The following is a 15,556-nucleotide window of genomic DNA, read 5'->3' on the forward strand; positions in this document are numbered from 1 at the left end:
AAACTCCCTCCTAATTATAAATTTCTCTGTATTTTTCTTTTAAATAATCTATATAATAAACTGGATTCAACTCTTCTCCAGTCACTTCAATCATTATTTCTTTCGGTGTTTTTAATTTTCCATATTTATGTATTTTTTCTTCTAACCAAGTTTTTATTTTTTTCAATTCTCCTCTCTCTAAAACTCCTTCTATATTAATCTCTTTTTTCATCGCATTTAAAATTTGAAGAGAATAAACATTTCCTAAAGCATAAGAAGGAAAATAACCTATAAGTCCACACGACCAATGAACATCTTGTAGCACCCCTTCAGAATCACTTTTAGGAATTACACCTAAATACTCATACATTTTCTTATTCCATATATTTGGTAAATCTTTTACCAAATACTCTCCTGATAAAATACCTTTTTCTATCTCATACCGAACCATTATGTGTAATGAATACGTTAATTCATCAGCTTCCACTCTTATCAAAGAGGGTGAAACCTCATTTATTCCTTTATATATTTCATCTAATGATAGATTTTCTAATTCTTTATATTTAAATTTGCTTTTTTCCAAAAGCCCATACCAAAACTCCTTACTTCTCCCTATAACATTTTCATAAAATCTCGATTGTGATTCATGAACTCCCATTGAAGCTCCATCAGATAAAATCGTTTCTTTTAAATCTTCGGCTATATTTTGCTCATATATTCCATGACCACCTTCATGTATTGTACTAAAAACACTAGAAAAAGGAAGTTCCTTTATATATCTTGTTGTTAATCTAACATCATCTTTATTGACTGTTAAAGTAAAAGGATGTGCACTTTCAGATAATATTCCTCTTTCTAAATTAAATCCAATATATTTTAAAATCTCATTTGAAAAATTTTTTTGATCAACTTCTGAAACTTGAAATTTTATTTTTTCTTGAAAATCTCTTTTATTTTTTGTTATCTCTTTTAAAAGAGGAACAATCTCTTTTTTTAATTCATCAAAGAAAAAATCCAATTTTTCAATATTCATGCCTTTTTCATAATCATTTAAAATCACTGAATAAACATCTTGCTTTTCACCTCTATATTCTATAAACTTTCTATTAAAATTAAAAATTTGTTCCAATATAGGTGCAAAACTTGCAAAATCATTATTCTCTCTTGCAATTTCCCAAATCCCCTGAGCTTTTGCAGTTAATTCAGAATACATTTTATATTCATCACTTGGAATAACCTTTATCTTTTCTATCTCTTCTTCTAAAAGTTCAAGTTCTCTTCTAGTTATATCGTCTAATACATTTATACTCTTTTTTAATTCTTCTAATATTTCATAAAACTCTTGAGATGTTGTTAAATTATAGCTTTTTAAGCTTAATTCTCCTATCATTTCAGAGATTAATTTATAACCACCTTTTGGTGCTTGAGTTTCCAAATCCCATTGAAGTAAAGCTAACATAGAATCTAACATTTTTTTCTCTTTAATCTTATTTTTAAATCTTTTTATTTTATCTTCCATAATTCCACTCCTTTACTTTTATATTTATTATATTTAATTTTTTTCTCTTTAACAACATTTTTCATGTTCTATTGATAATTTTAGTAAAATAATGTAAACTTATATATAAAAATATAATAAACAAGATAAAAGGAGCTTTTATGAAAAGAAGTATATCAGGTATTCAACCTAGTGGAATATTACACTTAGGTAATTATTTTGGAGCCATGAAACAATTCATTGAAAACCAAGATAAATATGAAGGGTTTTATTTCATTGCTGATTATCACTCACTAACTTCTCTTACTGACCCAAAATCTTTAAGAGAAAATTCTTATAATATAGTTTTAGACTACTTAGCTTTAGGACTTGACCCTGAAAAATCAACAATTTTTTTACAATCAGATGTTCCTGAGCACACTGAACTTATGTGGTTACTATCTAACATAACACCTGTTGGACTTTTAGAGAGAGGTCACTCTTACAAAGATAAAACTGCTAAAGGTTTTACACCTAACACAGGTCTTTTAACTTACCCTGTTCTTATGGCAGCAGATATCCTTATGTATAACGCTGATATTGTTCCAGTGGGAAAAGACCAAAAACAACATCTAGAAATGACTAGAGATATCGCTTTAAAGTTTAACCAACAATATGAAGTTGAACTTTTTAAACTTCCAGAACCTCAAATTTTAGAAGACTTAGCTGTTATTCCTGGAACTGACGGACAAAAAATGAGTAAATCATATGGTAACACAATTAATATGTTCGCTTCAAAAAAAGATTTAAAAAAACAAATCATGAGTATTGTTACAGATTCAACTCCTTTAGAAGAACCTAAAGATCCAAATAATAATATTGTTAAACTTTACGAACTTTTTGCTACAAAAGAGCAAGTTGAAGAAATGAAAAGTAAATTTATCGCTGGAAATTATGGATACGGTCATGCTAAAACTGAGCTGTTAAACATAATTTTAGAATATTTTAAAGAAGCAAGAGAAAAAAGAGAAGAGTTAGCAAATAATATGGCTTATGTTGAAGAAGTTTTAGCTAATGGAGCAGCTAAAGCTAGAGAAATTGCTAAAAAACAAATTACTGCAGCTAAAGAAGCCGTTGGATTAATTGGAAACGCATATAAATAATAATAAAAAAAGACAGTTTTAACTGTCTTTTAATTTTTTATATGGCGCACCCGAGAGGAATCGAACCCCTAACCCCCTGATCCGTAGTCAGGTGCTCTATCCAATTGAGCCACGGATGCATAACTTATTTCATGCTATAAAAAAAAGGTAGTTACTCTACCTTAAAATATCTTATAAATGGCGGTGAAGGTGGGATTTGAACCCACGGTACGGGGTTAACCGTACTCTCCCTTAGCAGGGGAGTGCATTAGGCCACTCTGCCACTTCACCATCCTTTATGGCGGAAGGTCAGAGACTCGAACTCTGAAGTCTTGCGACGCCGGTTTTCAAGACCGGTTCCTTACCAGTTAGGGTAACCTTCCGTATGTAGAAATAGTATCATTTTTTTTAAGCATTGTCAAATACTTTTTTTATTTTTTAAAAAAAAGCTGCTTTAAAAGCAGCTTTAATTAACTATTTATCTTCAGTTACTGTTGTTTCAGTTGTTTCTTCTTTATTTTCTTCCTCTTTTGGAATAGGATTTCCAAACATCCATTCAATTTGTCTTCTAACTCCAGTTAACTCCACTACCTGTCCATCAATCTCTAATCTATCATCTTCAGGAATAGCTAAGAATCCTTCTTCTATAGGTATTTCTTTTAATAAATTATGTTGAAGTTTTATAGCATTTTCAAAACCAAATGGTTTAAATTCTGTTTTTACACTTCTTATTAATTCATCATTTTTAGATATTTCTTCTACTTGTTCAGGAGTAAATCTTCTTTGAGGTGGATATTCTGCAATAAATAAAGTTTCAGTCTTTAAAAACTTTAACTCATCTCCTTCCTTCTCAAAAATATCAATTGTATATCTTCCTCTATTTTTAACTAAAAATCTATCTATGTCTACTATTTTCTTTCCAACACCTAATGGATCTACCATAGGAGTTAATTCTCCTCTTGATATAAGATCATCATCTGGTCCATTTAATCTTACTTCAAATACTGTCGGTTTAGTCACTTCTTCAAAAGTTAAAACTATTGAAAGTCTCATCATTGGATGAGGAAATATTGGTTGAATTATATTATCAAAAGAGCCAAATATATCTACAGCTCCTCCTACTTGTTGACTCATCTGAGCTGCATGTGCAACTACTATATTTTTTACCTTAGCCATTTTATCCCCCTTTTTGGTTATTTTGTTCTAATTTACTATAGCATACCTCTTTTAATTTGTAAATTTTTATTTCAAAATTGTAAATATAAAAATAGTCCCCTTACCTTCTTTAGATATAACATCTACTTTACCACCACACCTTTCTACAAGTTCCTTTACAATAGATAGACCTAATCCAGTACCAGCTTTATTGCTTGTCCTAGCTTTATCTACTCTATAAAATCTTTCAAATACCTTTTCTACATCTTCAGGTGCAATTCCTACCCCATTATCTTTTACTCCTATTTTATATCTATTTTTTGTTTCGATTATAGATATTTCTATTTCTGGTGTTAGATTACCTTTATAAATAATCGCATTTTCAACTAAATTTTTTAAAATTGTTAAAACTTTTTCAAAATCAATTTTTAATTCATTTTCTTTATTTAAAAGATTCAAACTATAAGTTATGTTTGCTCCACTATTTTTTATTCTTTCATTTAAAACAGCATGTAATTCAGTTTTTAATCTACTTACAGGAACCTTTTCAACATTTACTATATTAGAACTTTCTATTTTACTTATATTTAAAAAATCTATAATTATATTTTCTAATTTATCAATATTATTCTTTATAGTCTTTATAAATTGTCCTCTTAATGGATCTGGAGCATCTTCTAAAGCAATCACATAACCTTTTATATTTGTTAACGGTGTCTTTAACTCATGACTAACATTACTTATAAAAGTCTTTTGAACTTCTAGCATCCCTTTTGTTTGAGTAATATCTTTAACTGATAAAAGATATCTATCATCTTGATCTAGATACTTTACATTTACACTAAAATATCTTTTAAGCCTTAATATATACACCTCAGATTTTTGATTTTGCTTCTCTTTCAAAGCTCTCTTTACCACATCAATAATTTCTATATCTTTTATTAAATTTAAATAACTCAACTTATCCTTTTCATACAAGTAATTAAATCTACTGTTCTTTATTATAAGCTCTAACTTTTCATCAAAAAGACAAATTGATGAATCTATTGAACTTATAATCTGATGTAGTATTCTTTTTTCCCTATTTAAATTAATTATATTTTCTAAATTTTGTTTCTGCCATTTTTGTACTATATCCCACAAATTTAGAATCCAAGGATCTTTTTCAAAATACAGATTTTCCCCATTTCCTTTTTCTTTTAAAAAATCTTCAATAACTTCAATTTTTCTATATAAATCTCTTTTTAAATATTTTTTATAAAATCCATGAATTGTAAAATTTAAAAAAGTAAAAAATAAAAGTTCTGCCAATAAAATTATTTTTAACATTCTTAAGGTATCTCCATAGTTTTTAGAAACTCTAACAACTACTCTTTCTCCCTCTTTATTCACTCTTTTTACGGCATAATATGCCATTGTCTCCTCTGATATACTGCTTTTTCTAATATCAAATCCTGTTCCTGTATCCATTACTTCAAGAACTTCTTTTCTTCTACCATGATTTTCAAGCTTTTCTTCTTCATTATATTTCCTAGAATCATATATAACTTTTCCATCTAAACTAATTATATTAAATCTCATATCTGAATTTTTAAATATTTGTTGGTATTCCTCTTTATCATACTCTTTAATTAAATTAGATATAATAAAAACATTTTCTTTCAAACTATTTCGTGCACCATCTTTATAAAGATGAGATAAAAACGATATATTAGTTATCACAAAAACAATTTCAATTATAACTATAAAAAATAAAGCGATTATCTCTTTTCTTCTAATCTGTACCCAACTCCTTTCACAGTTTTTATACACTCAGTTAAAAATGGAATTTTTTCTCTTAACTTGGATATATAAACATCTACAGTCCTATCTCCAGAATAATAATTACTTCCCCAAACTTTATCTAAAATTTTTTCTCTACTAACAACTATACCCTTATTTTTAACTAAAAGTAATAATAAGTCATACTCCTTTTTAGATAATTCAACTTCTTCTCCATTGTTTGTTACTAAATGTTTATCTTCATCTATTTCTAGATCTAAAAATCTATTTCTTATTTTTTTATTTTTTTCTTGCTGATTCAATAGTTTTTTCCCTCTTAAAAGTAATTCTCTTGGATCAAAGGGTTTTTTCATATAATCATCCGCCCCAATTTCTAAGCCTTTTAATACATCTTCAACTTCTGTTTTAGCTGTTAACATTATTATGTAAGGTGTGCCATACTCATCTTCCATCTCTTTGACTATTTTTGTAAAGTTTACACCATCTAAATTAGGTAACATCAAATCTAAAATAATCAATTCATGTTTGTCTTTTTTTAAATACTTTAACCCTTCTAATCCATCTGATGCTACAGTTACTTTATACCCCTCTTTTGTAAAATAGTAATTTATCAATGCTTGTATTTCTAAATCATCCTCAACTACTAATACCTTCATATCATCTCTCCCTCTTTTTTTTCTATTATATCATAAATATAAAAAAGGTGTCCTTTTTTCACCAGGACACCCGTACAATGTTATTTTGCTGGTACAAAACCTTCATCGGAAACTACCCTTTGTCCATCCGCTGATAATGCAAAATCAACTAATCCATTTACATCTTTATTATCTGTATCGATAACATACCAATATATTTCTCTTGCTATAGGATATTTTTTATCCGCCACATTTTGTACATTAGGTTCAATTGAATCAACTTTTAAACTTTTTACAGATTTGTCCATATATCCCATACCAATATAACCAACTGCATACTTGTTATTTTTTATCTCTTGCTTTATAGCCTCATTTGAAGGCATATATAAAGTATTTTTTCCATATTCAGCATCTTTTTTAGTATTCTCTTCTCTTATAATATGTTCTTTGAAAAATTCATGAGTACCAGAAGAAGAATCTCTTGATAAGACAACTATTGTAGCATCATCTCCTCCTAATTCTTTCCAGTTCGTAATTTCTCCTCTAAAAATTTTAGCTAAATCTTGATGTGTTAAATCATTAATTTTATTCCCTTCATTTACTATTACTGTAATTCCATCATAACCTAAAACAACCTCTTTTAATTTTAAACCTTTTTCTTCTGCAGCTTTTAGTTCTTTATCTTTTATATTTCTAGAAGCCATACCTATATCTGCAGTTCCATTGATTAGAGATGAAATCCCAACACCAGATCCTCCACCTGTTACTGCAATTCTCGCGTCCTTATTTTTCCCCATATACTCCTCTGCTATATACTGAGAAACATTTACTATTGTATCTGATCCTTTTACTTGAACAACTTTTGATGCCATAACTGTTGTTGAATAAGCTCCCATCATTGCCATCAATCCCATTAAAAAAAACTTTTTCATTTTCATCTTTAAGTTCACTCCTCCTAAATTTTATCTTTAATTTTTAAACTTTATATTTTTTTGCTATATGAACTAAGTATAAAACATCAATGTTAATCTAGTTTAAATTTAATGTAAAAAAACTGTAAAAAATATTTTACATTTTTTTTACATACAATTAATCTTATTTTAACAAGTTAGATATATGATATCTATGTAAATATAAATTTTAGTTTAAAATTAATTTAAAAATTTTTTAATTTTTTAACATACGTTTTAGGAGGTTATCATGCATAGTATAAGAAAGATTAAAGATTCTTTTATGAGTAAAGTTCACTCAGTTGTTGGAATTTTTAATATTCTAATTGTTATACTTATCTTTGTTTTTATTTTAGTAAATAGTTTATCATTCTTTAAAGAATATCCTTTATCAAAATTTTTCTTTGGGACTGAATGGATTTCTCTTTCTGGAAAATATGGTCTTTTACCACTTTTAGTCGGATCATTCTGGGTTACTCTTGTTGCACTATGTATATCTGTTCCTATTGGAATTATAACAACTATATACATATCAGAATTTGCAAATAAAAAAACTAAAAAAATTATTAAAATAATCATCGAAACAATGTCTGCTTTGCCATCAGTAGTTTTAGGATATCTTGGATTATATGTTCTATCTGGTTTTATAAAAGACACATTTAATCTTACTAGTGGATTAAATGCTTTAACAGGAGGAATTATGCTATCTTTCATGGCTATTCCTACTATTGTAAGTCTGTCAGATGATGCACTAAATGCTCTTGATAAATCTTATAGAGAAGCATCTTTAGCATTGGGAGCCAATAAATTAGAAACAGTTTTTAAGGTACTCTTACCTGCGGCATTTCCTGGTATATTTGCAGGTATCATGTTAGGATTTGGAAGAATTATTGGTGAAACAATGGCTGTTCTTATGATAACTGGAAATGCACCAATTATGGCTACTTCTCCTTTGTCTCCTGTAAGAACTCTTACGGCTACTATCGCTGCAGAAATGGGAGAAGTCGTTCAAGGAAGTCAACACTATCACGCTCTATTTGCTATTGGATTAGTATTATTTGCAATAAGCTTTTTAACAAATAGTATTGCTGATAAATACATTCGTAAATCTAGAAAGTTAATGGGAAAATAGGAGGAGTATTAAAATGAAAATTTTAAAAGGAAAAAGTGGGATCGCAATCGAATTATTTATTAAAACAATTGCTGTTCTATCTATAATACCTATCTTTTTAATCTTAGGTTATATTGTATATAAAGGTGTTCCAGCTATTTCTTGGGAATTTTTAACCGAAGTTCCTAAAAGAGGGATGAGAGCTGGCGGAATTTTTCCTGCCATTGTTGGTACAATTTATTTAACACTTGGAACCATAGCAGTTTCTGTTCCATTCGGAATTTTTACAGGAGTATACCTTGTAGAGTATGCAAAAGATAATATTCTTACAAGACTTATAAACTTAACTATTATAAACTTGGCTGGAATTCCCAGTATCATATACGGACTTTTCGGAATGGCTCTATTTGTTATATATTTTAAGTTAGGTGTTTCTATATTAGCAGGTTCTTTAACTCTTGGAATTATGTGTCTACCTGTTATTATAACAGCCACAAGAGAAGCTCTTCTGGCTGTACCCAACAGTTTAAGAGAAGCATCTTTAGCATTAGGAGCAACTAAATGGGAAACAATTTCTAAAATTGTAATCCCTGCTGCTTTACCAGGTATATCTACTGGAGTTATTTTAAGTATATCGAGAGCTGCTGGAGAAACTGCTCCAATATTATTTACCGCAGCTGCATTCTATCTACCATTTTTACCTGAATCTATTTTTGATCAGGTTATGGCACTACCATACCATCTATATGTTATATCAACTCAAGTTCCTAACATGCCTGAAAGCAATATGCACGGAACATTATTTGTTCTAGTTTTTATAACCGTTGGATTTAATCTTATAGGTGCTTATATTAGAAATAAATTTGAAAAATAATCTTATTATGATTTTGGAGGAATATATAATATGAAACAAGATGTTAGAATATCTGTTAAAGATTTTAACTTTTACTATGGTGATTATAAAGCTTTAAAGGGTATTAATATGGATATAATAAAAAATAAAGTTACGGCTCTTATTGGTCCTTCGGGATGTGGAAAATCAACTTTTTTAAGATCATTAAATAGAATGAACGACCTTATTTCTGGAGTTAGATATGAAGGTGAAATTTTACTTGATGACCAAAATATTTTTGATAAACAATATGATATCGTTGAGTTAAGAAAAAAAGTAGGTATGGTTTTTCAAAAACCTAATCCTTTCCCTAAATCAATTTATGAAAATTTAGTTTACGCTCCTAAACTTCATGGAGAAACAGATAAGAAAAAATTAGATGAAATTGTAGAATCGTCTCTTAAAGCTGTAGCTTTATGGGATGAAGTTAAAGATAAATTACATCAATCAGCTTTGGGATTATCTGGAGGACAACAACAAAGACTTTGTATAGCTAGAGCTATATCTATTAACCCTGAGATATTATTAATGGATGAACCTACTTCTGCTCTTGATCCTATCTCTACATCAAAAATTGAAGAACTAATTGTAGAGCTTGCTAAAAACTATAGCATTGTTATAGTTACTCACAATATGCAACAAGCATCTAGAATATCAGATTACACAGGGTTTTTCTACCAAGGAGTATTAGAGGAGTTTGACGAAACTTCAAAAATATTTACTACTCCAAAAGTTAAGAAAACTGAAGATTATATAACAGGAAAATTTGGATAAAAAGGAGATTTTATGAGAACTTTAAACGAATCTTTAAAAGCTTTAGATGAACATTACTTAGAAACACTTAAATATGTTGGAAGAAATTTCGATGTAAATTTAGAAATGCTTCAAAACAATGGATTTAACCCTACACTTTATGGAGAGGCTAAAATGATTGAAGATTTTATTAATGCCTTTGAAGTTAAATTAAAAGAAGATTCTATAATTACAATGGCTAGGTTTCAACCGGCTGCTAAAAATTTAAGAAAATTAGTTATGATTATTAATAGCGTAAGAGTTCTTGAAAGAATGGGCGATCTTTTAAAAGCTAATCTTACACTTATTAAAGATATTGAAAAAAAAGCTCCAAGTTTGGCATATACTTTAAGCGAAAAAGTTTTACCTATCGCTAAAAAAATCAGAGGACTTTTTCAAATGTATGTTGATGCTTTTTTAAATGAAGATGTTACTTTACTTTATAACGTTCTTTACTTAGATGAAGAAATTGATGATTTAGTTAATTCAAATACTGAGTATTTCCTTGGAAAGATGAAAGAAACTCCAGATAATGTTGTAGGAGGATCAGAACTTCTTTTACTTGATAAGAAATTTGAAAGATTATCAGACCATATAATTCATTTAGTTAGTGATTTAATATATATTTTAAATGGAGAAAATACTAGAAAAGCAGAATTAGAAAATAAAGAAAAAGGGAACTTATAACAGTTCCCTTTTAATTTTCTCTAGTTTCTATATAATTTGCCAATTCAATAAATCTTTGTATTTTTTCCTTTGGAAAAATATCCAAACTTTTTTTAGAATCCTCTATTAATTGCCTAAGTATTTCTTTACTTTTTTCTATTCCAAATATACTTGGATATGTTGTTTTTTCAAGTTCTAAATCGCTTCCAATTGGTTTCCCTATTTTTTCAAAGTCACCCTCTATATCTAAAATATCATCTTTTACTTGAAAAGCAAGTCCTATACACTCGGAGTATTTTTCTAAAGCTTTATACTCTTCAGCTGTTGCTTCACAAATTATAGATCCTATTTCAACTGGTAATTTTATTAATTTTCCAGTTTTATTTTCATGGATATATTTTAAAGTGTTTAAAGAGACCTTTTTCTTTTCACTTTCTATATCTATCATTTGTCCACCAATCATACCATTTATTCCTGCGTATCTAGAAATCATACTTATGATTTTTATAAGTTTTTCTGGAGCAATATTCTCACTTTCATCAGTCACAACTGAAAACGAATGTGTTAACAATGCATCACCTATCAATATAGCTTCTGCTTCTCCAAATTTTTTATGTGTTGTAAGTTTTCCTCTTCTATAATCATCATTATCAAGGGCAGGTAAATCATCATGAACTAAGGAATATGAATGAATCAACTCAATAGCTACTGCAATCGGTAACCCTAACTTCAACTCTTTTCCATATAATTCTAATACCATGAGCAAAAGAATTGGTCTCAATCTTTTTCCACCATTTAAAACAGAATATCTCATCCCTTCTGCTATTACATTTGGATATTCTAACTTACTTAAATAGTAACCTATATTTAAATCTATTAGTTCTCTTTGAGATTTTAAATAATTTTTAAACATTTTCATCAACCTCTAGATTTATCTCATCCTTTTCTGATGTAACTTTTATTATTTTTCCTTCTGCTTTATTTAAAAGATCAGAAGATTTTTTTAATAATTTCATAGCTTTTTCATACTCTTTTATTGATTCATCTAAAGATAACTCTCCATTATCTAACTTTTCAATTATAATATCTATTTCATTGATATTATATTCAAAACTATCCTTTTTCATGAATCCTCCCTTAATAATCTATCTAGTATAAAATGTTACAACTTTTTTCCCATATTTTCTTTCATCTGTTTTTCTAAATTCTCCAACTTCATCAGCCATATCCTCGTACATGTGATGCTCACAAATTATCAAACCATTTTCAGCTAATAAGTTAGCTTTAGATATCGCTCTCATAACTCTTTCACAAACCTCGTCTTTATAAGGAGGATCCATAAAAATTATATCAAACTTCTCTCCTTTTCTTCCTAAAATCTCAACAGCTCTTAAAACTTCGTTTTTATACGCTCTTGATTTATTTTCATAACCTAAATTATTAATATTTTTTATTATATATTTTAATGCCTCTTGATCTTTTTCTATCATTACAGCTCTCTTGGCTCCTCTACTAAGAGCCTCTAAAGCTATATTTCCTGTTCCACTAAAAAGATCTAAAAATCTAGCATCAATTATATACGGAGCAATTATAGAAAATAGTGATTCTTTTATACTATCTTGTGTAGGTCTTGTATCAGTTCCCTTTCTACACTCCAATCTTTTTCCTTTTGCTTCTCCTGCTATTATTCTCATCTTTTCACCTCTTTTTTATTAACAAATAAACATTGCATCTCCAAAACTAAAGAAATGATATTTCTCTTTAACAGCTTCAGCATATACATCTAACATGAATTCTCTATTTGATAGTGCCGATACTAACATAAGAAGCGTTGATTTTGGTAAATGAAAATTTGTTATTAAAGCATCTATAACATTAAATTTAAATCCTGGGTATATAAATATTTCTGTAGATCCTTTTCTAGATACTAAATTTCCAAATTCATCTACCGATGATTCTAAAGCTCTAACTGTTGTTGTTCCAACAGCTATAACTCTTCTTTTCTCTTCTTTTGCTTTTTTTATTTTTTTAACAGTATCTTCTGGAATTTCAAATGTTTCTTCATGCATTTTATGATCTAAAACATCTTCAGTTTGAACTGGTCTAAATGTCCCTAATCCTACTTCTAGAAATACATCTAAAATTTCAACACCTTTTTTCTCTATCTCTTCTAATAATTCTTTTGTAAAATGTAGTCCTGCTGTTGGAGCTGCAACAGATTCTCCTTTTATTGCATATACAGTTTGATATCTATCTTTTTCTTCTAAAGTTTCAATAATATATGGTGGTAGCGGCATTTTCCCTAATTTATCCAAAACTTCCTCAAATGCACCATCATAATAAAATTTAAGTACTCTGTTTCCATCATCTTTTATCTCTAAAAGTTCTGCAATTAGCTCTTTATTATCTCCAATTTCAAGTTTTTGTCCAACTTTTAATTTTTTAGCAGGTTTTAAAAGACACTCCCATGTGTCTAAACTAACCCTTTTTATTAAAAGTATTTCTAATACACCTCCTGTTTCTTTTTTCCCAAAAAGTCTAGCAGGTATTACTTTCGTTGAGTTTCTTACAAGAACATCTCCCTTTTTTAAATAATCTATTATATTAAAAAATTTTTTATGCTCTAATGTTTCGCTTTCTCTGTTTACTATCATTAATTTAGAGTGATCTCTAGGCTCTTTAGGTTTTTGTCCTATCAATTCCTCTGGCAAATGATAATCGTAATCAACTAATTTTGTTGACACTTTCTTCACCACTCTTTCTTCCTATAACTACTCTTTCTATTCCACTATAATCTTTTACAATAGCTAAAATTTCAAAATTAGATTTTCTCATAAGCTCACTTACTTCTTGTGCTTGATTATATCCAACTTCAAAAGCTAAATATCCACCAACTTTTAGATACTTTGGTGCTTCTTCAGATATTTTTTTGTAGAAATAATAACCATCTCCATTATCAGTTAATGCTCTCTGTGGTTCATGAATTTTAACTTCTGGCATTAACTCCTCATACTCTTCTTGTGGAATATATGGTGGATTTGATATAATCATATCATAATCAATGTCTTTTATACTTGAAAATACATCTGATTTTATAAACTTCAAATTATTTTCTACACCATTAATCTCTCTATTTTGAACAGCTACCTCTAAGGCATCAGAACTTATGTCAGCACCTAAAACAATAGAGCTTGGAATCTCTTTTGCAATTGTTATAGCTATAGCTCCACTACCTGTTCCTATATCTAAAACTTTCGGTTTCTCTATTTCATTTAATATAAATTTACATTGCTCTACTAATATCTCTGTATCTGCTCTAGGAATTAATACTCTTTCATCTACTTTAAAAGGATATCCATAAAATTCCCATTCTCCCAAAAGATATTGTAGAGGTTTTTTATCTTTCGCTCTTTTATATAGAAGATTTTTTATCTCTTCTTTTTCTTTAGCTGTTATCTCTTTTCTTAAATTCATTGACAAAATGGTTCTTTTTACTTTTAAAACGTGCGCAAATATATACTCTGCATCTAATTTACTATCTTGTACGTTATTTTTTGCTAAATATTCTATGCTTTTTTGTAAAAGTTCTCTATTTTCCAAAGTATAATCTTTCTCTTCTGATACTTTTTTCTCCTCTTTTGGAAGAGACTCAAAATTTACTCGATTTCGAGCCATAGCTTTTAAATAATTTTTTATTTTTTCTTTTTGATCCAAAGTTAACTCTGTATCAAAATAGGCATATAATGTAATTCTATCTAAATTTAAAACATGAGATATGATTTTCTCACTTTCTAATCTGGGTTTTGAAAAGGAGTATTTTTTCAAATACTCCTCAGAAAACTTTAATATATCTAATAATTTCATAATTACTCCGCTGAACTTGAAAGCATTTCTGCTTGAGCAAATGTAGTTAGAGCATCTATCATATCATCTATATCTCCATCTAAGAAAGCTTCTAATTGATGTGCTGTATATTTGATTCTATGATCTGTTATTCTTCCTTGTGGATAATTATATGTTCTTATTTTTTCTGATCTATCTCCTGATCCAACTTGAAGTCTTCTTTCACTTTCAACAGCTGATCTTTGCTTTTCTAACTCCATCTCATAAAGTTTTGAAGCTAAGTGTTTCATGGCTTTTTCTCTATTTTTTAACTGTGATCTCTCATCTTGACACTGAACGATTACTCCTGTAGGTAAATGTGTTATTCTAACTGCAGAGTCCGTCATATTAACGTGCTGACCTCCCGCTCCTGATGCTCTAAATGTATCAATCTTTAAATCTGATGAGTTTATTTTTACATCTTGAACTTCATCAACCTCTGGTAAAACTGCAACTGTTGCTGTAGATGTATGTATTCTTCCTGATGATTCAGTTTCAGGTACTCTTTGCACTCTATGAACTCCTGATTCAAACTTAAGTCTTGAATATGCTCCTTGACCATTTATTGAGAATACAGCCTCTTTTATTCCTCCAACACCAATTTCTTGTTTTTCTATTATTTCAACTTTCCATTTGTGTCTCTCAGCATATCTCATATACATTCTAAATAGGTTTCCAGCAAATAAAGCGGCTTCGTCTCCTCCTGCTCCACCTCTGATCTCTATTATAACGTTTCTATCATCATTAGGGTCTTTTGGAAGTAATAATACTTTCATATCTTGCTCTAGATTAGGAATTATTTCCTCAATCTCTTTTAATTCCTCTTGCATCATTTCTCTCATATCAGGGTCCTTTTCTCCTCTGATATTTTCTTTTATAAAATCTAAATCTTCTTGATATCTTTTATACTCTTTGTACTTTTCAACGATAGGTGTTATCTCATTTAATGCTTTATTACACTCCATCATTTTTTTAGGATTACTTAAAACTTCTGGAGAACCTAAAGCTTCTGTTAACTCATTAAACCTTACTACAACTTCTTCTAATTTAGTAAACACTATCTTCACTCCTTTTTATATCTATACTTTAACTT

The 15,556-nt window shown here is 28.9% G+C and carries 16 protein-coding genes and 3 tRNA genes; 5 read left to right on the forward strand and 14 right to left on the reverse strand.

What is annotated here, in order from left to right:
- Positions 1–10: 10 nt before the first annotated feature.
- A complete protein-coding gene (locus NON08_RS03720; RefSeq protein ID WP_256690134.1) occupies positions 11–1,498 on the reverse strand; it encodes a carboxypeptidase M32 in 1,488 nt (495 codons plus the stop codon).
- A gap of 140 nt (positions 1,499–1,638) precedes the next feature.
- On the opposite strand from NON08_RS03720, the gene trpS reads away from it, so the two are divergent.
- Positions 1,639–2,619 (forward strand): tryptophan--tRNA ligase, encoded by a 981-nt coding sequence (gene trpS / locus NON08_RS03725; RefSeq protein ID WP_256690135.1) that lies wholly within the window; start codon positions 1,639–1,641, stop codon positions 2,617–2,619.
- Between the two features lie 42 nt (positions 2,620–2,661).
- On the opposite strand, the gene NON08_RS03730 is transcribed toward trpS, so the two are convergent.
- The 7 genes from NON08_RS03730 to NON08_RS03760 form a co-directional block, all read right to left on the reverse strand.
- A tRNA-Arg gene (locus NON08_RS03730) sits at positions 2,662–2,738 on the reverse strand.
- 59 nt (positions 2,739–2,797) lie between these two features.
- A tRNA-Ser gene (locus NON08_RS03735) sits at positions 2,798–2,889 on the reverse strand.
- An 8-nt stretch (positions 2,890–2,897) separates the two neighbouring features.
- Positions 2,898–2,981: transfer RNA gene (locus tag NON08_RS03740), tRNA-Ser, on the reverse strand.
- A gap of 91 nt (positions 2,982–3,072) precedes the next feature.
- A complete protein-coding gene (locus tag NON08_RS03745; RefSeq protein WP_256690137.1) occupies positions 3,073–3,774 on the reverse strand; it encodes a hypothetical protein in 702 nt (233 codons plus the stop codon).
- A gap of 66 nt (positions 3,775–3,840) precedes the next feature.
- Positions 3,841–5,565: an ATP-binding protein gene (locus NON08_RS15010; RefSeq protein ID WP_256690138.1), complete on the reverse strand. Its 1,725-nt coding sequence runs from the start codon at positions 5,563–5,565 to the stop codon at positions 3,841–3,843.
- Positions 5,514–6,191, reverse strand: a complete 678-nt coding sequence (locus NON08_RS03755; RefSeq protein WP_256690139.1) for a response regulator transcription factor — start codon at positions 6,189–6,191, stop codon at positions 5,514–5,516. Before NON08_RS03755 ends, NON08_RS15010 begins: the two co-directional genes overlap by 52 nt.
- A gap of 80 nt (positions 6,192–6,271) precedes the next feature.
- On the reverse strand, positions 6,272–7,108 hold the full coding sequence (locus NON08_RS03760) for a phosphate ABC transporter substrate-binding protein (RefSeq protein ID WP_256690140.1): 837 nt from the start codon (positions 7,106–7,108) through the stop codon (positions 6,272–6,274).
- Between the two features lie 262 nt (positions 7,109–7,370).
- Here NON08_RS03760 and pstC point away from each other — a divergent pair, with 262 nt between their 5' ends.
- From pstC to NON08_RS03780, 4 genes are read left to right on the forward strand one after another with little or no spacing between them, the layout of a single operon-like run.
- Positions 7,371–8,252, forward strand: coding sequence for a phosphate ABC transporter permease subunit PstC (gene pstC / locus NON08_RS03765; protein WP_256690142.1), 882 nt, complete (start codon positions 7,371–7,373; stop codon positions 8,250–8,252).
- A gap of 13 nt (positions 8,253–8,265) precedes the next feature.
- Positions 8,266–9,105, forward strand: a complete 840-nt coding sequence (gene pstA / locus NON08_RS03770; RefSeq protein WP_256690143.1) for a phosphate ABC transporter permease PstA — start codon at positions 8,266–8,268, stop codon at positions 9,103–9,105.
- Positions 9,106–9,135: 30 nt separating this feature from the next.
- Positions 9,136–9,897, forward strand: a complete 762-nt coding sequence (pstB, locus tag NON08_RS03775; RefSeq protein WP_256690144.1) for a phosphate ABC transporter ATP-binding protein PstB — start codon at positions 9,136–9,138, stop codon at positions 9,895–9,897.
- Positions 9,898–9,909: 12 nt separating this feature from the next.
- Positions 9,910–10,602, forward strand: a complete 693-nt coding sequence (locus tag NON08_RS03780) for a phosphate signaling complex PhoU family protein (RefSeq protein WP_256690146.1) — start codon at positions 9,910–9,912, stop codon at positions 10,600–10,602.
- 10 nt (positions 10,603–10,612) lie between these two features.
- On the opposite strand, the gene NON08_RS03785 is transcribed toward NON08_RS03780, so the two are convergent.
- From NON08_RS03785 to prfA, 6 genes are read right to left on the reverse strand one after another with little or no spacing between them, the layout of a single operon-like run.
- Entirely contained in the window at positions 10,613–11,500 is an 888-nt protein-coding gene (locus NON08_RS03785) for a polyprenyl synthetase family protein (protein WP_413774020.1), read from the reverse strand.
- A complete protein-coding gene (gene xseB / locus NON08_RS03790) occupies positions 11,487–11,708 on the reverse strand; it encodes an exodeoxyribonuclease VII small subunit (RefSeq protein WP_256690149.1) in 222 nt (73 codons plus the stop codon). The genes NON08_RS03785 and xseB overlap by 14 nt, the downstream gene beginning before the upstream one ends.
- Before the next feature lie 18 nt (positions 11,709–11,726).
- Positions 11,727–12,275: a 16S rRNA (guanine(966)-N(2))-methyltransferase RsmD gene (gene rsmD / locus NON08_RS03795; RefSeq protein WP_256690150.1), complete on the reverse strand. Its 549-nt coding sequence runs from the start codon at positions 12,273–12,275 to the stop codon at positions 11,727–11,729.
- Positions 12,276–12,293: 18 nt separating this feature from the next.
- Positions 12,294–13,325 (reverse strand): tRNA preQ1(34) S-adenosylmethionine ribosyltransferase-isomerase QueA, encoded by a 1,032-nt coding sequence (gene queA / locus NON08_RS03800; RefSeq protein ID WP_256691220.1) that lies wholly within the window; start codon positions 13,323–13,325, stop codon positions 12,294–12,296.
- Positions 13,306–14,445: a peptide chain release factor N(5)-glutamine methyltransferase gene (prmC, locus tag NON08_RS03805; protein WP_256690151.1), complete on the reverse strand. Its 1,140-nt coding sequence runs from the start codon at positions 14,443–14,445 to the stop codon at positions 13,306–13,308. Before prmC ends, queA begins: the two co-directional genes overlap by 20 nt.
- Before the next feature lie 2 nt (positions 14,446–14,447).
- Positions 14,448–15,521, reverse strand: coding sequence for a peptide chain release factor 1 (gene prfA, locus NON08_RS03810; protein ID WP_256690152.1), 1,074 nt, complete (start codon positions 15,519–15,521; stop codon positions 14,448–14,450).
- Between the last annotated feature and the right edge of the window lie 35 nt (positions 15,522–15,556).

Source organism: Cetobacterium sp. NK01 (assembly GCF_024506395.1).
Taxonomy (GTDB): domain Bacteria; phylum Fusobacteriota; class Fusobacteriia; order Fusobacteriales; family Fusobacteriaceae; genus Cetobacterium_A; species Cetobacterium_A somerae_A.